Origin of the sequence: Streptomyces sp. NBC_00370 (genome assembly GCF_036084755.1) — a bacterium.
Classification (GTDB): domain Bacteria; phylum Actinomycetota; class Actinomycetes; order Streptomycetales; family Streptomycetaceae; genus Streptomyces.
In genome coordinates, this window is record NZ_CP107968.1 from 3,338,038 (window position 1) to 3,358,152 (window position 20,115).

A 20,115-nucleotide genomic window follows, 5' to 3' on the forward strand; every position below is an offset into this window, starting at 1 on the left:
ACGACCTAGAGGTGGGCGATGTTCCCGACGGGCATGCGGGGGGCGCGGCGCTTCGGCGAACGGCCGCTGAGCATGATGAGCCGGGCGGCGCGGTGGCGCTGCCCGGCGTAGGGCGCGAGGAGTTCGAGCATCAGGGCGTCGTCGGCGTCGCGGTCGCCGCCGAGCACGTGGCCGATGATGCCGGGCAGATGGAGATCGCCGACGGTGACGGCGTCGGGGGCGCCGTTCGAGCGCTGGATCACCTCCGCGGCGGTCCAGGGGCCGATGCCCTGCACCAACTGGAGCCGCGCCAGGGCCTGTTCGGGCTCCATGGCGGCGGCCTCCTCCAGCCGGCGGGCGACCCGTACGGCGCGCAAGACGGTCGAGGAGCGCTTGGCGTCGACGTTGGCCTTGTGCCACTCCCACGACGGGATGAGCGCCCAGGTCCTGGCGTCGGGCATGACGTACATCCCGACGGCGGGTCCTGGGGCGGGCTCGCCGTACTTGCGCACGAGTGTGCGCCAGGCGCGGTACGCCTCGATGGTGGTGACCTTCTGCTCCAGGATCGACGGAATCAGCGATTCCATGACGAGGCCTGTGCGGCACAGCCGTAGTCCTGGGCGGCGGCGCAGTGTGTCGAGGACGACGCGGTGGCGCGGGGTGAAGGCGTCGGGCGCGTCGGCGGCGCCGAGCAGCTCGGGCAGCTGCTCCAGCAGCCACTCGGCCCCGGGCCCCCAGGCCTCGGCCTCCACGCCGCCGACGCGGGCGACGGCCCGCACCCGCAGCGTGCCGGGCCCGTCGGGCGTCCTGACGGCCCGCCACACGGCCCCGTCGGCCTCGGCCCGAAACGTCGGGTCCCCGGGCCCGCGCCGCAACGGCCCGAGCACGAGCCCAAGGTCGTAGGGCCCGACGGGCGGCACCCACACGCGCTGCGCGCCGGGGGTGGTGGAGGCGGTGAGGGCGGTGGGGTGGTTACGGGGACGGGGAGCGAAGCGGCCTGCCACGGGCGGGGTCCTCGGGGGTCGGGGTCACGGAAGAGGTTACGGGTTCGTGTGCGGGCGGGCTTCTCCCCCACCCCGCCCCTTCCCGAAACCGGGGCGAGCCCCGGACCCCACGGCCGGGGAGCCGCCCGGGGCGCGGTTGGCTTTCCCCCCGCCCCTTCCCGAAACCGGGGCTCCGCCCCGGACCCCGAGGCGCGAGCTTCGCCGCGCCAACGGCGTAACGGCCGGCGAGACCGGCCGCGGCCGGTCTGCCACCGGCCCAAGGCTCGGCTTGCCGGAGCCGAACAACAGCCGACCCGGCCCGGGTCAGGCAAGCCGCCACCAGCGGCGAACCGCCGAAGCGGCAGCCGCGTGCGCGAGCTTCGCCGCGCGAACGCACGCACCAGCCCGCGAGAACCCGCCCTGGCCTGTCCGTTGACCGGCTCGACGGAGCCGCACCCCGGCGAAGTTCGCGCCCGCGGGGTCCGGGGCCGGCCCCGGTTTCGGGAAGGGGCGGGGTGGGGGAAGACAACGGGCCCAAGCCCACCGCCCCACCCCGCGGCCGCTACTCGTCCGACGAGAAGCGGATCGACGCCGCAGGGAGGTTCGCGTCGCACCAGACGCGGGCTCCCTCCCTCAGTTCGTTGTCCGCACCCACACGCGCGCCGTCGCCGACCACCACCCCCGACAGCACCGTCCGCGCCCCCACGTACGACGCCGCGCCGATCAGGGAGTCGGTGACGACCGCGCCCGGTTCGACCACCGCGTTGTCCAGGATCGTGCTGCCCGTGATGCGGGCGCCCGCGCCGATGTGGGCTCCCTCGCCCACCACCGTGCCGCCCGTCAGTTTCGCGTCCGGGGCCACCGACGCCGTCGGGAGGATCAGGCGGTCGCCGCAGCGGCCCGGGACCGCGGGGGACGGGGCGCGGCCCAGGACCAGGTCGGCCGAGCCCTGCACGAAGGCCTGGGGGGTGCCCAGGTCCAGCCAGTACGTGGAGTCGACCATGCCCTGCAGATGCGCGCCCGCCGCCAGCAGGTCGGGGAACGTCTCGCGTTCCACCGAGACCGGCCGGCCCGCCGGGATCGCGTCGATCACCGAGCGGCGGAACACGTAAGCGCCCGCGTTGATCTGGTCGGTGACGATCTCCTCCGGCGTCTGGGGCTTCTCCAGGAACGCCGTCACCCGGCCCGCCGCGTCCGTCGGCACCAGACCGAAGGCGCGCGGGTCCTCGACCCGGGTCAGGTGCAGCGAGACATCCGCGCCGGACGTCGCGTGGGTACGGACCAGCGCGCCGATGTCGAGGCCGGTCAGGATGTCCCCGTTGAAGATCAGGACCGGTTCGTCGGGGCCCGACGTCAGCCGGGAGGCGACGTTGCGTATCGCGCCTCCCGTACCGAGCGGCTCGCGCTCGGTGACGTACTCCAGGCTCAGTCCGAGCGCCGAGCCGTCACCGAAGTACGGTTCGAACACCTCCGCCAGGTACGACGTCGCGAGGACGATGTGTTCGACGCCGGCCGCGCGCGCCCGCGCCAGCTGGTGCGTGAGGAACGGCACGCCCGCCGCCGGCAGCATCGGTTTGGGGGTGCGCACCGTGAGCGGCCGCAGCCGGGTGCCCTTGCCGCCGACCAGGAGGATCGCTTCTGTCACGTGTCGTCTCTCTGCTTCCTGCCGGGGCCGGGACCGAGGCCGGGGCGGTGCGTGCGCGCAGCCGCCTTCACATATCCGTACAGCCGTACATTCGCACAATCAGCGACCCTGGTCGGCCGCCGCCAGCTTCCTGATCTCGCCGAGCTTCTTGTAGAGCTGGGTCCCCGGGCATTCGGTGATGAACCCGTCCCGGTGGCCCGAGAGGGTGTTGAGGCTGACCTGCTTCCCCTTCGCGTACTTGCCGCCGCCCTGGGAAGTGACGGTCACCTCCCCCTCAGGGTTGCCTCCGTACAGTCCGAGCTTCCAGGCGGTGAGCTTGGCCAGGGCGGTCGTGACGGCGGCGGGCGGCGCCGTCGTGTCGTACGAGCCGAGGACCGCGATGCCCGTGCTGTCGCTGTTGAAGCCCAGCGTGTGCGCGCCCATGACCGCCTTGGCCACCCCGCCCGACCGGCCCTCGTAGATGGTTCCGCACTTGTCGACGGCGAAGTTGTAGCCGATGTCCCGCCACCCGCTGCTCTTCACGTGGTAGCGGTAGATGCTGCGCAGCACCGTCGGCGCCTCTTCGCAGGTGTAGTTGTCGCCGGTCGCGCTGTGGTGCACGAAGGCCACCTTCACCGGGCCCGTGTAGCCCGCGCCCTTCTCGCGCAGCGTCTCGTCCGCGCCCCACCCCTTGCGGGTGACGATGCGCGGCCGCGGGCCCAGGTACGGCCTGACGACGTCGGACGGCGCGTCACCCGACACCTTCGCGTCGGCCTCCGTCTGCGCCTTGGTCAGCGCGGGCAGTTCGGTCACGCCGGGACCCGCGTTCTCCTCGGGGGCGGGCTCCTTGCCCGGGTCGACGAGTTCCAGGCGCAGCCCCTGCGGCAGCACGGTGTGCGCGCCGATCGTGCCGTCGGGGCCCTCCGCCCGCGGCTCCTCCTCGGCCAGTACCCGGATCTGGACGCCGTCGGAGTCGCCGACCCAGAGCGGCGCCGTCGAGCCGTGCACGTCGGGTGCGCCGCGCTCCGGTGTGCCGACGTCGGCACCGTGTTCCTGGTTGTGCGTCTCCAGGTCCTGCCAGGCGGACCAGCGCTGCGTCCCGGCCGCCCGGGTGCGGATCTGGACCGTGCCGTTGAGCGGTGCGTCCGCGTCGTCCCAGACCACACCGACCAGCGAGAACGGCTTGACGTTGTCGCGGGCGAGCCCCTGCTCGGAGGCCGTCGCCAGCGAGCGGGCGCCGCCGAGCGGGCGCAGCGGCAGCGACCGTGTCGAGCCGGGGATCGCAGCCTCCGCAGCCTTCGTGGTGGCGGCGGGCGCGGACGCGGCTGTGGCGGAGCCGGGCGTCATCGAGAGGGGCAGGACCAGGGCGGCGGTGCAGGCGACGCCGAGCGGGGTTGCAAGGTAGGCACGCATGTGAATGATCTTGGGGGCCTCCCGCCGTCGCCGCCGCCCGGAAAATTGACGGTCCGTCGGTCCAACCGGTGTATGCCGTCACCGGTACGGCGGTGGGGCCGCCCGCGCGCGGCGTACCCTTTCCCGGGTGAACGCCAGCGACCGTACCCCTGCCGACCTGCTGCGATCCGCTCTCGCCACGGACCCGGCCCGCCCCTTGGTCACCTTCTACGACGACGCCACCGGTGAACGCGTCGAATTGTCCGCCGTCACGCTGGCCAATTGGGTGTCCAAGACCGCCAATCTGCTGCAAGGCGATCTCGCCGCCGGGCCGGGCGACCGGCTCGCGCTGCTGCTCCCGGCGCACTGGCAGAGCGCCGTCTGGCTGCTCGCCTGTTCGTCCGTCGGGGTGGCCGTCGAGATCGGCGGCGATCCGGCCGACGCCGACCTCGTCGTCACCGGCCCCGACTCGCTGGACGCGGCCCGCGCCTGCCGCGGCGAGCGGGTGGCGCTCGCCCTGCGCCCGCTCGGCGGCCGGTTCCCGCAGCCCCCCGAGGGGTTCGTGGACTACGCGGTCGAGGTCCCGTCCCAGGGCGACCGCTTCGCGCCGTTCGCGCCGGTGGACCCGGCCGGCGTCGCGCTCGTCGTCGCCGGCGGGGAACTCACCGCGGCCGGACTGGTCGAACAGGCCCGCGCCGACGCCGAAGCGCTCGGCCTGACAGCCGGCTCACGGCTGCTGTCGGGGCTCTCGTACGACACCTGGGAAGGACTGTCGGCCGGACTGTTCGCCCCGCTCGCCGCCGGAGCCTCCGTCGTGCTCTGCCGCAACGTCGCCGAACTGGGCGCCGAGGGCCTGGAGAAGCGGGTCGAGAGCGAGCGGGTCACCCATCGCGCGCTGTGACGTGCACCGCAGGGTTTGCCGGTGCGCGGTGGGGCAACACGAAGGTCCGCCTGAGAGATACGTGTGGTCAGCCGCACAACCAAGCGCGGGATTCGACCGTCTACCCCAGCAACCGGCGGCCCAGCGCGCCACCGACGCATTGAAGGATGGACGCAGACGTGAGCGACAGTGCCGGCACGCCCGCCCGGCCGGAGACCCCGGCCGACGTCGAGTCGCAGACGGACGCGCCCGGGGCGGATGACAACGGTGCCACCTCGGACGATGCCCGTTCGGGCGCTCCCGCCTCCGGCGAGGCCGGGGACGGCGAATCCACCGAAGACGGCAAGGCCGAGGGCGCGGACACCTCGGCCGCCGAAAGCCCTGCCGCGGCAGACAGCGAAGACGGCAAGGGCGTCGAGACCCCGGCCACGGACGGCGAGACCGCCGAGACCGCCGAGACCGCCGAGACCGCCGAAGACTCTGACGAAGACGGTGCGGCCGTCACGCCCGACGACGACGACAGCCCGGCCACCGACGGCAAGGCGGCAGACGCCCCGGCCGACGGAGACGCAGCCACCGAAAGCCCAGCCGACGCCGACGCCGACGCCGAGAACGTAGCCGCAGCCACGACCTCGACCGCCGCCACCGCCGGCGGCCCCGGCAGCCCCGGCGGCGGTCACACCGACACACCGCCGACCCCCGCCGGCCCCGCCAACCCCCGCCGCCGCTGGATGCGTTGGGCCGCGCTCGGCACCTCCGTGGTGGTCCTCGCCGCCGCCGGTACCGGCTGGTGGCTCTACAACAAGCTCGACGGCAACATCACGACGGACACCAAGGCCGCCGCCGAGTTGCAGACGTACGAGAAGGACCGCCCCAAGCCCGTCGCGCTCGACGCCCTGAACATATTGCTCATAGGCTCCGACAGCCGCGCGGGCGACAACGGGAAGTACGGCCGCGACGACGGCGGCTCGTCCCGCTCGGACACCACGATCCTGCTGCATCTGGCCGCCGACCGGAAAAGCGCGACGGCCGTCTCCCTGCCCCGTGACCTCATGGTGGACATCCCCGCCTGCGGCAAGCCGGACGGCTCCCGCACCAGGGCGCAGTTCGCGCAGTTCAACTGGGCGTACGAGTTCGGCGGCACCGCCTGCACCATCCGCACGGTCGAGAAGCTCACCGGCGTGCGGATAGACCACCAGATGGTCATCGACTTCCACGGTTTCAAGGGCATGGTGGACGCCGTCGGCGGCGTCGAGGTCTGCCTCAAGGACCCGGTGGACGACACGGACGCCCAGCTGAAGCTGCCGGCCGGGCAGCAGACCCTCAACGGCGAGCAGGCGCTCGGCTTCGTACGGGCGCGGCACGGCATCGGCGACGGCAGCGACACCCAGCGCATGGACCGGCAGCAACGTTTCCTCGGGGCCCTTTTCAAGAAGGTGCAGAGCAACGGTGTGCTGCTGAATCCGACCCGGCTCTACCCGGTGCTGGACGCGGCGACGAAGTCGATCACGACCGATCCGGGGCTCGCCAGCCTGAAGGATCTGTACAACCTGGTGCGTTCCATGCGCAGTGTGCCGACGGAGCAAGTGCAATTCCTCACAGTGCCCCGGCAGCCGTACTCGCAGGACCGGAATCGTGACGAACTCGTCCAGCCCGAGGCGGACAAGCTCTTCAAGCAGCTGCGGGACGACCTGCCGGTCTCGGTGACGTCGGGGGACGAGAAGTCGGACGGTCCTTCGGACAGCCCCTCGGCAGGAGATCCCGGCGACAGGGCCTCTGCCAGCACGAATTCGCCCGGCCCCACCGGAAGCCCGACGGGGAGCCCCGACGGAAGTCCGAGCGGAAGTCCGGCACCGACCCCCACATTCACCGGCTCGAATGCCGCAGCCGGGATGTGCGAGTAAAGCAATGGCCAAGGGAAGCGTGGCAGTCCATGAGGATTGGGTGGATTGCCCACTTGTAAGGGAGGACAGATTCCCCGGCGACGTCGCCCGTCGCTGAACTGGACAGATAGTGTGTCGCGATCCGGTACTTCAGGCCGAGAGGTCACGTACGGCCGGATCGAATGACCGAGCGTCTTGGGGGAGGCGCTTCGCGTGGCACCGACGGAGGATTCAAGCAACCGTGGATGCGCAAAACCGTGGGCAGGCGGACGACATGGATCCCGCCGACCAGTGGGTACTCAACCCGCAGACGGGCAACTACGAACTGCGACTGGACAACTCCGCAGGGCAGTCGTCCACGCCCGGTCCGGCGAAGCCGCGCGACTCCTCGCGCAGAGCCGACCCCGACAGGCCGGCCTCCCGCCAGGACGCCCGCCCCGGCTCCCGGTCCGAATCACGCTCGGAGTCCCGCTCGGCCTCCCGGTCGGGACGTTCCGACGTACCCGGGCCGCGTGCCAGCCGCCGGAAGGGCCAGGCCGCCGAGGCGACCGCCCAGGGCCGGCGGAAGCGCAAGCAGAAGAAGTCGGGCAAGAAGAAGGCCCTGCTGTGGACGGGCGGCACGCTGGCGTTCCTGCTCGTCGCCGGTTCGGTCGGCGGTTACGCGTACTACCAGCACCTGAACAACAACATCACGTCGTACGACGTCGGCACGAGCGACAAACCCGTCACCGCCGACAAGCCCATAAACATCCTGATCATCGGTACGGACAAGCGCACCGGTAAGGGCAACGAGGGCTACGGCGACAAGGGCAGCGTCGGCCACGCCGACACCAACTTCCTGCTGCACGTCTCCAAGGACCGGACGAACGCGACGGCGCTCTCCATCCCCCGTGACCTGATCACCGACATCCCGGACTGCGAGACCAAGCAGCCCGACGGCAGCACCAAAATCATCCCGGGCACCGAGCAGCAGCGGTTCAACACCAGCCTCGGCCAGGACGGCCGCGACCCCGGCTGCACGATGAAGACCGTCCAGGAGATCACCGGACTGAAGGTCGACCACTTCATGATGGCCGACTTCAACGCCGTCAAGTCGCTGACGACGGCCGTGGGCGGCGTGGACATCTGTCTCGCCCACCCCGTGGACGACCCGGACTCGCACCTCAAGCTGCCGGCGGGCGAGGCCAACGTGCAGGGCGAGCAGGCGCTGGCCTTCGTCCGTACCCGGCACAGCTTCGGCAACCAGGGCGACCTCGACCGGATCAAGGTCCAGCAGCAGTTCATGGCATCTCTGGCGCGCAAGATCCAGTCCAAGGGGACGCTGACCAGTCCCAGCAAGATGTTCAAGCTCGCCGAGGCGGCGACGAAGGCGCTCGCCGTCGACTCGGGCATCGGCTCCATCACCAAGCTCACATCGCTCGCGACGCAGCTCAAGGGCATCGACCCGAAGAACATCTCGTTCATCACGCTGCCCGTGCTCGACAATCCGAACGAGATCGTGCACGCCACGGTCGTCATCAACAAGACGCAGGCCGACCCGCTGTTCTCGATGCTGCAGAGCGACACCTCGCTCACCGAGGTGAAGAAGGAAGCGGCCGCCAAGAAGTCCCAGCAGGCAAAGGCGCTGAAGGGACCGAAGGCACCGGCGGCCGACGTACGGGTCGACGTGTACAACGGCGGCGGTCCGCAGGGCTCGGCCCAGGAGACCCTTTCCTGGCTGCAGAACGACAAGGGTGCGCCGAAGACCACCAACAAGGGCAACGCGCCCGCGAACGTGGCCAAGACGACCCTGGAATACGCCCCGAACCAGGCCGACATGGCCCGTACGGTGGCGTCCTGGATGGGACTGCCCGCGACATCGCTGAAGCAGGGGACCGAGGACGCGGTGGGACTCGAAGCGATGACACTGACACTGGGCAAGGACTTCAAGGGCGCGGGGGTGCCCATCACCGGACCGGCAAAGGTGCCGGACGGTGTGCAGAAGGTGGAAGCCGACAAGCAGGTCTGCGCGAAGTGACACCGGAGCATCAGCGGTGTCGACCCGTGCGCGCGACGACCTGAGCAAGGGGGATCAGGGTGGGTCAGAGCAGTGCGCACCGGGAGGGGACGCGATCACGCGTCCCGCACGCCCGTGAACTCGGCTGGGACGACAGCCTGTACGAGGGGGACGGCGGCGGTCCGGACGGCGCGGGGGCCGGCCGGGGCAGGAACGGTCACAAGTCAGGTCATGGCGGCAGCGGCCGCAGGCACGGTCCTCCGCGCAAGCGCACCCGCCCCGGCGGGTGGCGCCGCGCGCTGCGCTGGACCGCCGCAGGACTGGCGTTCCTGATCCTCGGGACCGCCGGCGCCGGCTATCTGTACTACCGCCATCTCAACGGCAACATCCGCAGCGACGCCCGCGCGGGCTCCGACAGCGGTCTGAAGCCCAAGGCCAACGGGGCGGGCCAGACCCCGCTGAACATCCTGCTGATCGGCTCCGACAGCCGTAACAAGCCGGAGAACGTCAAGCTCGGCGGCGGCAAGAACGAGGTGGGCAACAAGCCGCTCGCCGACGTCCAGATGCTGCTGCACGTGTCGGCCGACCGTAAGAACGCGTCGATGCTCTCCATACCGCGCGACACCCGGGTCGACATACCGGAGTGCAAGGACGCGAAGACCGGCGAGACGTACCCCAAAACCAACGGGATCATCAACGAGTCGCTGGGCCGTGGCGGCCCCGGCTGCACGCTCAGTACGTGGGAGAAGCTGACCGGCGTCTACATCGACCACTGGATGACGATCGACTTCTCCGGTGTGGTGTCGATGGCCGACGCGATCGGCGGTGTCGACGTCTGCGTCAAGCAGAACATCTGGGACCGCTCGACGCCCGCGGCGCACGGCGGCTCAGGGCTGAAGCTGACGGCGGGCACGCACGCGGTCAAGGGCAAGCAGGCCCTCCAGTGGCTGCGTACCCGGCACGCCTTCGGCAGCGACCTGGGCCGCGCCGAGGCCCAGCACATGTACCTCAACTCGATGATCCGCACGCTGAAGGAACAGAACGTCTTCACCGACACCGGCAGGCTGACCGGGCTCGCCGAGGCGGCGACGAAGTCGCTGGAGGTGTCGAAGGAGATCGGCACGGTCAAGAAGCTCTTCGACCTGGGCATGCAGCTCAAGTCGGTGCCGACGAACCGTATGACGATGACGACGCTCCCGACGCTGCAGGACCCGACGAACATCAACCATCTGGTCATCAACACCCCCGACGCCGACAAGCTGCTGTCGCTCCTGCGCGACGACGTCGCCTTCGACAAGAACGGCGGCAAGGACGACAAGAAGCCGTCGACGAAGGTCTCCAAGGACCCGGCCGCTGCGCCCGGTGAGACGTCGGTGAAGGTGCTCAACGGCACCGGCGGCGACCAGGCTCCGGTGTCGGGGCGGGCGGGCGCCGTCGCGGGGCTGCTGGGCGAGAAGGGGTACGACAAGGCCGAGGCCGACCAGCGGCAGAGCCCGCAGCCGGAGACGACGGTCACCTATCCGCGCGCGGCTCTGGAGGGCGACGCCCAGGCGGTCGCGAAGGCCGTCGGTATCCCGGTGAGCGCGGTGAAGAAGTCCGCCGACGTCTCGGAGATCACGGTGGTCGTGGGCGCCGACTGGCGCGAAGGCGGCGTGTACCCGAAGAAGGACGTGCCGAAGGCGGGCGACATCCCCGACACGGCGAACGCCATCAACGGCGACAAGAAGGACGCGTGCATGGACGTCTACGCGCCGTACCGCTGGTAGCGGATCGCCCCGCACCAAGGCGTACAGCAGAGCGCCGCCTGACGGATGAGGATCCGTCAGGCGGCGCTCTTACGTCGTGTACGGGCGTCAGCCGGCTACGCGTCCTGCTGCGCCTCGTCGACCCGCCGTACGGCCGGCCTGCGGCTCGCGATGACCCGCTTGGCCAGTGAGCGCGGACTGGTCAGGAAGCCGTAGCCCCACGTCATGTGCATCGTGGCGAGCGCGACCGGGATCCGCAGCCGCGCCTTGAGCGACAGACCCTTGCCCGCGGGGACCGACCCGGCGACGATCGCCGCGAGGTAGCCGCCGGGCACGAGCAGCGCCCAGGGGGTCACCACGGCGCCCACGACGATGCCCGCGGCGATCGCGCAGACGGCGACCGGCGGCGCGAGGTAGCGCAGGTTGATCGAGCCCGAGTGGTAGCGGGCGACCACATGGCGCCAGCGTCCGTAGTCCTTGTACTGCTTGGCGAGCGCCCGTATGGAGGGCCGCGGCCGGTACTGCACCCGCAGCTCGGGCGAGAACCAGATCGCGCCGCCCGCCTCGCGGATCCGGAAGTTCAGCTCCCAGTCCTGGGCGCGGATGAACTCCTCGTTGTAGCCGCCCTGCCGCTCCAGCGCGTCGCGCTTGAACACCCCGAGGTACACGGTCTCGGCCGGGCCCGCCTGGCCGCCGGTGTGGAAGGCCGCGTTGCCGACGCCGATCTTCGAGGTCATGGCGGCCGCGACCGCTTCCTCCCAGGCGTTCTCGCCCTCGGCGTGCATGATGCCGCCGACGTTGTCCGCGCCGGTCTCGGCCAGCAGCCTGACGGCGGTCGCGATGTAGTTCTGCGACAGCATGCCGTGGCCGTCGACCCGTACGACCACGGGGTGGCTCGACGCCTTGATCGCCGCGTTCAGCGCCGCCGGTGTGCGGCCGGTGGGATTGGGGACGGTGTGGACGCGGGCGCGCGGGTCGGCCGCGGTCTCCCGCACCAGCTCGGCGGCGATCTCGTCCGTACGGTCCGTGGACGGGCCGAGGGCGATCACCACCTCCAACTCGCCGTCGTACTCCTGCTCCAGGATGTGCCGGACGGAGTTCCTCAGATGGCGTTCCTCGTTGAGCACCGGCATGATCACGGAAACCGGGGGCGACAGGGCAGGCATGTGTTCCTTCGGAGTCCTTCAGGAGGCGGGATTATCGGCGCAACGTTACCGCGAACGGGGGACAGCGACGCGCGCCGCCCGGTCGTAGCAGGGTGCCGCTGATCGTATGGGCCTACGGTTTCGACCATTCCCTGTCACCGCGGAGGTGCCCCAGTGCCCACGTCGCCCCGCTCCTCCCGCTCCTCCCGCTCCTCTCGATCCCCCCGTCCCGCCGGGATCGCCACCCGGCCACGGCCGCGTGCCGGGGGCCGGGGCGCCGGGAGACGGGACGGACGGCCGCGCTGGGGCATGCGGATGGCGACGACCTTCTCGGTCCTGGTCCTGGGCGCCGGCGGTATCGGGCACGCCGTGGTCACCAGCCTGGACACCGGCATCGACCGGGTCGACCCGTTCAAGGACATGAAGAACCGGCCGGGCGCGGGTCACGGCATGAATCTGCTGCTCGTCGGCACCGACGGCCGCGACAAGATCACCAAGGCCGAGAAGGCGAAGTACAAGCTCGGCGGCGCACCCTGCCACTGCACCGACACGATCATGCTGGTGCATCTCTCGGAGGACGGTAAGCGGGCCAGCGTCGTGAGCCTGCCGCGCGACAGCTACGCCGAACTGCCCGCCCATGTCGACCAGACGACGGGGCAGCACCACAAGCCGCATCCGGTGAAGCTGAACGCGGCGTACGCGGAGGGCGGGCCCAATCTGACGGTGCGCACGGTCGAGCACATGACGGGGGTGAAGATCAGCCACTACCTGGAGGTCGACTTCACCAGCTTCATGAAGACGGTCGACGCGCTCGGCGGGGTGCAGATCTGCACCCCGCGCCCGCTGAAGGACTCGTACACCGGGCTGAACCTGACGGCGGGCACGCACAAGCTGGACGGCGGCCAGGCGCTGCAGTACGTACGCGCCCGGCACGTCGACGCGACGTCCGACCTGGGCAGGATGCAGCGCCAGCAGCGCTTCATCGCGGCCCTGATCAACCAGGCAACCAGCAGTGGTGTGCTGCTGAACCCGGTGAAGTTCCGCGCCGTCACCTCGGCGATGCTCAGCTCGGTCAGGGCCGACGCGGGCTTCGGCGCGCAGCAGTTGCTCGCGCTCAACGAGGCGATGCACGGCTTCTCGCCGTCGTCGTCGGAGTTCACGTCCGTGCCGCTGAGCGGGTCGGGGATCGCGATCAAGGGTGTCGGGTCGACGCTGAAGTGGGACCCGGTCAAGTCGAAGAAGCTGTTCCAGGCGCTGCGCGCGGACAAGCCGCTGGCGCCGCCGCGCAAGGCGGCCCCGGCGGCGCCTGGCGCGCCCGCGGCGCCCGCCGCTCCCGCGAAGGCGCCCAAGGGGACGCTGGTCGATGTGAGGCCGCAGCAGATCCGGGTGCAGGTCTACAACGGGACGCCGACCGACGGGCTCGGCAAGCAGGTCGACGACGCGCTGCACGCCACCGGGTTCCGCACCACCCGGGCCCCGCTGACGGCCGCGCAGCTGAAGGTGAAGCGCACGATCGTCATGTACGACCCGCGCTGGGACCGGTCGGCGAGGTCGCTGGCCGCCGCGCTGCCCGGCAGTGTGCTGCGCGCGGTGAAGCGGCAGGGCGCGACGCTCAAGGTGATGGCGGGGAGCGACTTCAAGGCGGTGCGGCCGGTACGGGTGGAGGAGGCCCCCGAGGGCACGTTCGGCACGATGACGGGCGACCAGGTGGTCTGCCCGTAGAACGGTCCGCTACGCGCCGTGCTCCGGGCCGGCCTCGGGCGCGCGGCTCTCCCGCAGCTCCTTGATCGCGCGGCGCCGGGCGAGCCGGTGCGTACGCCGGATCTGCGCCTCCTGGTAGCGCCGCTTGTCACGTTCGGTCTGCGGCAGCACCGGCGGCACCGGGCGCGGCTTGCCTTCGGCGTCGACGGCGGCGAAGACCAGATACGCGCTGCCGACCTGGGTGGCCGGGGTCGACTCGTTCCAGCGCTCGGCCAGCACCCGTACGCCGACCTCCATCGAGGACCGGCCCGTCCAGTTCACCTGTGCCTTCACATGCACGAGATCGCCGACGCGCACCGGTTCGAGGAAGACCATCTCGTCCATGGACGCCGTCACCGCGGGCCCGCCCGAGTGCCGTCCCGCCACGGCGCCCGCGGCGTCGTCGACCAGCTTCATGATCACGCCGCCGTGCACCGTACCCAGCAGATTGGTGTCGCTGCCCGTCATGATGTGGCTCAGCGTCGTACGGGACGCGGAGGTGGGCTTGCCCGGAATATCGGTCTCCGGGCGGTCCGGGCGGTCGGCCTGATCTGTCATGTGCCCCACCATATGCGGGGGTCACAGGAGCGGCGCATTGCATCAGCTTGGCAACAGCCCCGCCCCTATTTCCTACGCGGCAGTATGGCGCCCCGCCGGGCCCGGCACACTGGAGCACATGAGCGATGGATGGACCGGTGACCGTAACGAGCGCGGCGAGCGCTACGGGCGCGGCAGCGCGGGTTCGCAGCCCGAGGGTGCCCAGGTGATGCCGCACGTGCAGCGGCAGCGGCGCGGTGTCCCCCAGCAGCAGCCGCAGGGGTACGGCGTGCCCCCGCAGTCCCAGGGCTACGACGACTACGGCTCGGGTCCCGGCTACAACAGCGACTACAACACGGGCCAGGTCTACGGCGGCCCTCCCGGCGGCGGCCACGGCGGCCAGCAGCCGCCCGGCGGCGCTCCCGGCCCCCGGCAGGCCCCGAACTGGCGCAAGCGGATCAAGATCGGCGCGCTGGCGCTGGTCGTCGTGGTGCTGGCCGTCTCCATCGGTACGTACTTCTGGGCCGACTCCAAGCTCCGGCGTGAGGTCGACCTCTCGAAGGTCATCGACCGGCCCGACGGCGGCGACGGCACGAACTACCTGATCGTCGGTTCGGACAGCCGTGAGGGCATGTCGGCCGAGGAGAAGAAGCAGCTCCACACCGGCTCCGCCGAGGGCAAGCGCACCGACTCGATGATGATCCTGCACGACGGGTCGAACGGGCCGACGCTGATCTCGCTGCCCCGCGACTCCAACGTGACGGTCCCCTCGTTCCGCGGCTCGGAGTCGGGCAAGCTCTTCCCGAACACCGGCAAGCAGACGAAGCTCAACGCCGCCTACGCGACCGACGGGCCCACGCTGCTCGTCCGTACCGTCGAGGCCAACACCGGCCTGCGGATCGACCACTACGTCGAGATCGGCTTCGCCGGCTTCGCCAATGTCGTGGACGCGATCGGCGGGGTCGAGATGAACCTGCCGAAGGGGTTCAAGGACAAGTACTCCGGCGCCGACTTCAAGGCCGGCAAGCAGACCCTCAACGGCCAGCAGGCCCTGGCCTTCGTCCGCACCAGGCACGCCTTCGCGGCGAGCGACCTGGAGCGCACGAAGAACCAGCAGAAGTTCCTCGCCTCACTGGCCTCGCAGACGGCGACGCCGGGCACGATCCTGAACCCGTTCAAGCTCTACCCGACGATGAGCGCGGGCCTCGACACCGTCATCGTCGACAAGGACATGTCGCTCTGGTCGCTCGGCCAGATGTTCTTCGCGATGAAGGGCGTCACCAGCGGGGACGGCGTCTCGATGAACATGCCGATCTCGGGCAGCACGGGCGGCAACCTGGTCTGGGACAAGGCGAAGGTGACCCAGCTCGTCGACCAGCTCAACAAGGACGAGAAGGTCACCGTCACCGGCAACTAGGGCTACGGCAGGTTCCGCGCCATGACGATGCGCTGGACCTGATTCGTACCTTCGTAGATCTGCGTGATCTTCGCGTCGCGCATCATGCGCTCCACCGGGTAGTCCCGCGTGTAGCCGTAGCCGCCGAGAAGCTGCACCGCGTCCGTCGTGATCTCCATCGCCGCGTCGGACGCGTAGCACTTCGCCGCGGCGCCGAAGAACGTCAGGTCCTCCTTGGCCGAGCCCAGGGAGACGCGCTCCGACCGGGCCGCCGCCGCGTAGGTGAGCTGACGGGCGGCCTCCAGCTTCATGGCCATGTCGGCGAGCATGAACTGCACGCCCTGGAAGTCGCCGATCGGCTTGCCGAACTGCTTGCGCTCCTGGACGTAGCCCTTCGCGTAGTCCAGCGCGCCCTGGGCGATGCCGAGGGCCTGGGCGGCGATCGTGATGCGCGTGTGGTCCAGGGTCTTCATCGCCGTGGCGAAGCCGGTGCCCTCGGCGCCGATCAGCCGGGACGCGGGGATGCGGACGTTGTCGAGGTACACCTCGCGGGTCGGGGAGCCCTTGATGCCCAGCTTGCGCTCCGGGGCGCCGAACGAGACGCCCTCGTCGCCCTTCTCGACGACGAACGCCGAGATGCCCTTGGTGCGCTTGTCGGGGTCGGTGACCGCCATGACCGTGTAGTACTCGGACACGCCCGCGTTGGTGATCCAGCGCTTCACGCCGTTGAGTACGTAGTCGTCGCCGTCCCGCACGGCCCTGGTCTTCATGCCGCCCGCGTCGGAGCCCGCGTCCGGCTCGGAGAGGCAGTACGAGAACATCGCGTCGCCCTTGGCGAGCGGGGCCAGGTACTTCGCCTTCAGCTCCTCACTGCCCGACAGGATCACCGGCAGCGAGCCGAGCTTGTTCACGGCCGGGATCAGGGACGACGAGGCGCAGACCCGGGCGACCTCCTCGATCACGATGACCGTGGCCAGCGCGTCGGCGCCGGTGCCGCCGTACTCCTCGGGGACATGTACGGCGTGCAGCTCGGACGCGACCAGCGCGTCCAGGGCCTCCTGCGGGAAGCGCGCCTCCTCGTCGACCGCTGCGGCGAACGGCGCGATCTTCGCCTCGGCGAGTCCCCGCACGGATTCACGGAGCATCTCGTGCTCCTCGGCGGGGCGGTACAGGTCGAAATCAGCCGGTCCGGCCACGGTCTTTCACTCCCCAAGATGCTAACTACCGTTAAGTAACCCAATTTTAGAGGCCACCGCCGCAGCGGGCATACGTGAGTTTGCCGACAGCTGACACGGAGGCCCACCACGCCCGCCGAAGTGCGCCTGCGAACGCCCGGTGGCCCGCGGCTATGCTCGGGCACCGCACCCCGTCCGCAGCCCCTTGGAGCACCCATGGCCCTCAAGATCACCGTGATCGGCACCGGCTACCTCGGCGCCACGCACGCCGCGGCCATGGCGGAGCTGGGCTTCGACGTGCTCGGGCTCGACGTGGTGCCCGAGAAGATCGACATGCTCTCGGCCGGGCGGGTGCCGATGTACGAGCCGGGTCTTGAGGAGCTGCTGCACAAACACGTCGTCGGCATCGAGGGCTCGTCGGGACGGCTGCGGTTCACGATGGACTGGGCGGAGCTGGCCGAGTTCGGCGATGTGCACTTCATCTGCGTGAACACCCCGCAGAAGCACGGCGAGTACGCGTGCGACATGAGCTACGTCGATTCCGCCGTGGAGAGCCTCGCCAAACACCTGGCCAAGCCCGCGCTGGTCGTCGGCAAGTCGACCGTACCCGTCGGCAGCGCCGAACGGCTGGCCGGGCGCATCGCCGAACTGGCGCCCGCGCGCGACGAGGTGGAGCTGGCCTGGAACCCGGAATTCCTCCGGGAGGGCTTCGCCGTCCAGGACACCCTGCACCCCGACCGGATCGTCATCGGCGTCCACAGCGAGCGCGCCGAGCGCATCCTGCGCGAGGTGTACGCCACCCCCGTCGGCGAGGGCTCGCCCTTCGTCGTCACCGACTTCCCGACCGCCGAGCTGGTCAAGACGGCGGCGAACTCCTTCCTCGCCACGAAGATCTCCTTCATCAACGCGATGGCCGAGGTCTGCGAGGCGGCGGGCGGCGACGTACAGAAGCTCGCCGAGGCGCTGGGCCACGACGAGCGGATCGGCAAGAAGTTCCTGCGCGCCGGGATCGGCTTCGGCGGCGGCTGTCTGCCGAAGGACATCCGTGCGTTCATGGCGCGCGCCGGCGAACTGGGCGCCGACCAGGCCCTGACGTTCCTGCGCGAGGTCGACTCGATCAACATGCGCCGCCGCGGCCACATGGTGGAGCTGGCGCGCGAGGCGGTCGGCGGCGACGGCTCGTTCCTCGGCAAGCGGGTCGCCGTGCTCGGCGCGACGTTCAAGCCGGACTCGGACGACGTACGCGACTCCCCCGCGCTCAATGTCGCCGGCCAGATCCATCTCCAGGGCGGCCAGGTCACCGTCTACGACCCGAAGGGCATGGAGAACGCCAAGCGGCTCTTCCCGACGCTCGGGTACGCGGAGTCGGCCGTGGACGCGGTACGCGGCGCCGACGTCGTCCTGCACCTCACGGAGTGGCGCGAGTTCCGCGACCTCGACCCGGCGGTGCTGGGCGCTGCCGCGTCCCGCAAGCTGATCCTGGACGGCCGCAACGCCCTCGACCCCCAGCTCTGGCGCGCCGCCGGCTGGACGTACCGCGCGATGGGCCGGCCCCGCGCCTAGGTCGTGTCCGCGACCCGCCGGGCTGCGGTCGTAATACGCCCACCGGCAGGTCTCGGCCTCGCACGCCTTGAGACGCGACCACGTACCGTCGGCAGCCGCGGTGGCAACGGCCAACGCGACGCGGGACAGCAGCGCGCAGCGCTACACGCAGCTCACGAGCGTGGGCGACACCATCGCGCGCCAGCCCGAACTCGGCCCGGCCCTCGGCCGTGTCCAGCCGGTCGGTGGCACCATGCAGTAACCGTTATCAGTTAAGAAGACCTACCAGTAACGAAGAAGCCGAAACGAAGGAGAACCAGATGCCTACCGCCACACTGGGCGCCATCGTCCTGGACTGCCCCGACCCGGTCGCGCTGGCCGGCTTCTACGCCGAACTCCTGGGCGGCGAGATCAAGCAGGAGGACGGCTGGGTCGAACTGGACGGCACCGCACTCGCCTTCCAGGCCGCACCCGGCTACGTACCGCCGACGTGGCCCTCGGACGACGGGTCGCAGCAGTTCCATCTCGACCTGGCCGTCGAGGACTTGGACGCGGCCGAGAAGCAGGTCCTGGCGCTGGGCGCGAAGCCGCTGGACACGTCGGACCGGGAGCGCACGTTCAGGGTCTACGGCGACCCGGCGGGCCACCCGTTCTGCCTGTGCGCCTGTTAGTCGCGGACTGAAGGGGGTCGTGCAGGGGTGGTGTCCGGAGCGTAGAGCGTGATTTGTGGCGCATCTTTGCGGTGGCTCCGCGTCAGGCGAGTACGCGCCGTAAATCATGCAGCGCAGGACACGACCCCGGAACGACACCCGGCAACCACCGCAACCAAAACCCGCAACCCCGAACCCGCACCGACCACCGGCCGAACAGAAAACCCCGAACGAACCGACCTACGCCTCGTCCAGCGCCAGCGTCGCCCGTGACGGCTCCCGCGAGCTCAACGACGCCGCGACCGACTCGGCCGCCCGCAGTACCCGTACCGCGTTCTGCCAGGTCAGTTTGGAGACGTCCTCCGTCGACCACTTGCGTGACAGCAGCTCGGCGATCAGGTTCGGGTAGTCCGCCACGTCGTGCAGGTCCGTCGGCGTGAACGCCGTCCCGTCGAAGTCGCCGCCGATGCCCACATGGTCGATGCCCGCGACCTCGCGCATGTGGTCGAGGTGGTCCGCGACCGTCGAAGCCGTCGCCGCCGGGCGCGGGTTCGCGGCTTCGAAGGCCTCGTGCAGCTTCATCGCCTCGGCCTTGGTGTCCAGGTGGTGGAAGCCGTGCGCGCGCAGGTTCTCGTCCGCCGCCTTCGTCCAGGCCACCGCCTCGGGAAGGATGAACTTCGGTACGAACGTGGCCATCGCGACGCCGCCGTTCGCCGGCAGCGCCGCCAGCACGTCGTCGGGGATGTTGCGCGGGTGGTCGCAGATCGCCCGGGACGACGAGTGCGAGAAGATCACCGGCGCCTCGGTCGCTTCGAGCGCGTCGCGCATGGTCGTCGCCGCGACGTGCGAGAGGTCGACCAGCATGCCGAGCCGGTTCATCTCCCGTACGACCTCGCGGCCGAACGCGGAGAGGCCGCCGACCCCCGGCTCGTCCGTGGCCGAGTCGGCCCACCGCAGGTTGTCGTTGTGGGTGAGCGTCATGTACCGCACGCCCAGCGTGTACAGCGCGCGCAGCGTGGCCATCGAGTTGTTGATCGAGTGGCCACCCTCCGCGCCCATGAGGGACGCGATCCGGCCCTCGCGGCGCGCGGTCTCCATCTCGTCCGCGGTGCGGGCGCGCGCCAGGTCATGGGGGTAGCGGTCGATGAGCCGGCCGACGACGTCGATCTGTTCCAGCGTCGCGCTGACCGCGTCGTCACCGGCCATGTCGGACTGGACGTACACCGACCAGAACTGGGCCCCGACACCGCCCTTGCGCAGCCGCGCGATGTCGGTGTGCAACTGGCCGGTCTGGTCGTCGGCGATGTCGAGGCGGTCCAGGTCGTACCAGACGTGTTCGCGCAGCGCCCACGGCAGGTCGTTGTGTCCGTCGACGACCGGGAAGTCGTCGAGGAGGGCGCGGGCCCTGTCGAGGTACTCGCCCGCCGTGCTGTCCATACCGCTCACCG

15 protein-coding genes and 1 pseudogene are annotated in these 20,115 nt (G+C 70.5%); 8 read left to right on the top strand and 8 right to left on the bottom strand.

The annotated features are described in order from the left end of the window. Positions 1-5 precede the first annotated feature (5 nt). From OHS57_RS14760 to OHS57_RS14770, 3 genes are all read right to left on the bottom strand, one after another. Positions 6-983 (bottom strand): DNA-3-methyladenine glycosylase family protein, encoded by a 978-nt coding sequence (locus tag OHS57_RS14760; RefSeq protein ID WP_328582234.1) that lies wholly within the window; start codon positions 981-983, stop codon positions 6-8. Positions 984-1,524: 541 nt separating this feature from the next. Continuing rightward, positions 1,525-2,607, bottom strand: coding sequence for an NDP-sugar synthase (locus tag OHS57_RS14765; RefSeq protein ID WP_328582235.1), 1,083 nt, complete (start codon positions 2,605-2,607; stop codon positions 1,525-1,527). 99 nt (positions 2,608-2,706) lie between these two features. Beyond that, on the bottom strand, positions 2,707-3,999 hold the full coding sequence (locus OHS57_RS14770) for a peptidoglycan recognition protein family protein (RefSeq protein ID WP_328582236.1): 1,293 nt from the start codon (positions 3,997-3,999) through the stop codon (positions 2,707-2,709). 127 nt (positions 4,000-4,126) lie between these two features. Between OHS57_RS14770 and OHS57_RS14775 the strand changes: the two genes are divergently transcribed. The 4 genes from OHS57_RS14775 (at position 4,127) to OHS57_RS14790 (ending at position 10,503) form a co-directional block, all read left to right on the top strand. After that, on the top strand, positions 4,127-4,879 hold the full coding sequence (locus OHS57_RS14775; RefSeq protein ID WP_328582237.1) for a TIGR03089 family protein: 753 nt from the start codon (positions 4,127-4,129) through the stop codon (positions 4,877-4,879). 158 nt (positions 4,880-5,037) lie between these two features. Next, complete coding sequence (locus tag OHS57_RS14780; RefSeq protein ID WP_443042891.1) at positions 5,038-6,762, top strand: LCP family glycopolymer transferase; 1,725 nt, start codon at positions 5,038-5,040, stop codon at positions 6,760-6,762. 220 nt (positions 6,763-6,982) lie between these two features. Next, a complete protein-coding gene (locus tag OHS57_RS14785; RefSeq protein ID WP_328582239.1) occupies positions 6,983-8,758 on the top strand; it encodes an LCP family protein in 1,776 nt (591 codons plus the stop codon). Between the two features lie 59 nt (positions 8,759-8,817). Next, positions 8,818-10,503, top strand: a complete 1,686-nt coding sequence (locus tag OHS57_RS14790) for an LCP family protein (RefSeq protein WP_328582240.1) — start codon at positions 8,818-8,820, stop codon at positions 10,501-10,503. Positions 10,504-10,598: 95 nt separating this feature from the next. Here OHS57_RS14790 and OHS57_RS14795 read toward each other — a convergent pair whose 3' ends face one another. Beyond that, the gene (locus tag OHS57_RS14795) at positions 10,599-11,648 is read right to left on the bottom strand and encodes a glycosyltransferase family 2 protein (RefSeq protein ID WP_328582241.1); all 1,050 of its coding nucleotides are present in this window, start codon (positions 11,646-11,648) and stop codon (positions 10,599-10,601) included. A 153-nt stretch (positions 11,649-11,801) separates the two neighbouring features. Here OHS57_RS14795 and OHS57_RS14800 point away from each other — a divergent pair, with 153 nt between their 5' ends. After that, complete coding sequence (locus OHS57_RS14800) at positions 11,802-13,349, top strand: LCP family protein (RefSeq protein WP_443042892.1); 1,548 nt, start codon at positions 11,802-11,804, stop codon at positions 13,347-13,349. Positions 13,350-13,358: 9 nt separating this feature from the next. Here OHS57_RS14800 and OHS57_RS14805 read toward each other — a convergent pair whose 3' ends face one another. Further along, complete coding sequence (locus OHS57_RS14805; RefSeq protein ID WP_328582243.1) at positions 13,359-13,925, bottom strand: acyl-CoA thioesterase; 567 nt, start codon at positions 13,923-13,925, stop codon at positions 13,359-13,361. 118 nt (positions 13,926-14,043) lie between these two features. On the opposite strand from OHS57_RS14805, the gene OHS57_RS14810 reads away from it, so the two are divergent. Then, positions 14,044-15,321, top strand: a complete 1,278-nt coding sequence (locus OHS57_RS14810) for an LCP family protein (protein ID WP_328582244.1) — start codon at positions 14,044-14,046, stop codon at positions 15,319-15,321. A gap of 2 nt (positions 15,322-15,323) precedes the next feature. On the opposite strand, the gene OHS57_RS14815 is transcribed toward OHS57_RS14810, so the two are convergent. Continuing rightward, positions 15,324-16,496 carry an acyl-CoA dehydrogenase gene (locus tag OHS57_RS14815; protein WP_041989019.1) on the bottom strand — a complete coding sequence of 391 codons (1,173 nt, stop codon included), beginning with the start codon at positions 16,494-16,496 and terminating at the stop codon, positions 15,324-15,326. A 195-nt stretch (positions 16,497-16,691) separates the two neighbouring features. Here OHS57_RS14815 and OHS57_RS14820 point away from each other — a divergent pair, with 195 nt between their 5' ends. Further along, positions 16,692-18,038 (top strand): UDP-glucose dehydrogenase family protein, encoded by a 1,347-nt coding sequence (locus OHS57_RS14820; RefSeq protein WP_328582245.1) that lies wholly within the window; start codon positions 16,692-16,694, stop codon positions 18,036-18,038. A 6-nt stretch (positions 18,039-18,044) separates the two neighbouring features. Here the strand turns inward: OHS57_RS14820 and OHS57_RS14825 are convergent. Continuing rightward, positions 18,045-18,276: pseudogene (locus OHS57_RS14825) on the bottom strand (CGNR zinc finger domain-containing protein); the annotation flags it as partial. Positions 18,277-18,337: 61 nt separating this feature from the next. On the opposite strand from OHS57_RS14825, the gene OHS57_RS14830 reads away from it, so the two are divergent. After that, complete coding sequence (locus OHS57_RS14830; RefSeq protein WP_041989016.1) at positions 18,338-18,688, top strand: VOC family protein; 351 nt, start codon at positions 18,338-18,340, stop codon at positions 18,686-18,688. Between the two features lie 219 nt (positions 18,689-18,907). Here the strand turns inward: OHS57_RS14830 and OHS57_RS14835 are convergent, their stop codons facing one another. Then, complete coding sequence (locus tag OHS57_RS14835) at positions 18,908-20,104, bottom strand: dipeptidase (protein ID WP_328585064.1); 1,197 nt, start codon at positions 20,102-20,104, stop codon at positions 18,908-18,910. Positions 20,105-20,115: the final 11 nt, after the last annotated feature.

Bases quoted from the DNA above. Each gene is read 5' to 3' on its own strand.
- OHS57_RS14770 (WP_328582236.1), bottom strand. From the start codon at position 3,999: ATGCGTGCCTACCTTGCAACCCCGCTCGGCGTCGCCTGCACCGCCGCC.
- OHS57_RS14795 (WP_328582241.1), bottom strand. From the start codon at position 11,648: ATGCCTGCCCTGTCGCCCCCGGTTTCCGTGATCATGCCGGTGCTCAAC.
- OHS57_RS14805 (WP_328582243.1), bottom strand. From the start codon at position 13,925: ATGACAGATCAGGCCGACCGCCCGGACCGCCCGGAGACCGATATTCCG.
- OHS57_RS14810 (WP_328582244.1), top strand. From the start codon at position 14,044: ATGAGCGATGGATGGACCGGTGACCGTAACGAGCGCGGCGAGCGCTAC.
- OHS57_RS14820 (WP_328582245.1), top strand. From the start codon at position 16,692: ATGGCCCTCAAGATCACCGTGATCGGCACCGGCTACCTCGGCGCCACG.
- OHS57_RS14830 (WP_041989016.1), top strand. From the start codon at position 18,338: ATGCCTACCGCCACACTGGGCGCCATCGTCCTGGACTGCCCCGACCCG.
- OHS57_RS14835 (WP_328585064.1), bottom strand. From the start codon at position 20,104: ATGGACAGCACGGCGGGCGAGTACCTCGACAGGGCCCGCGCCCTCCTC.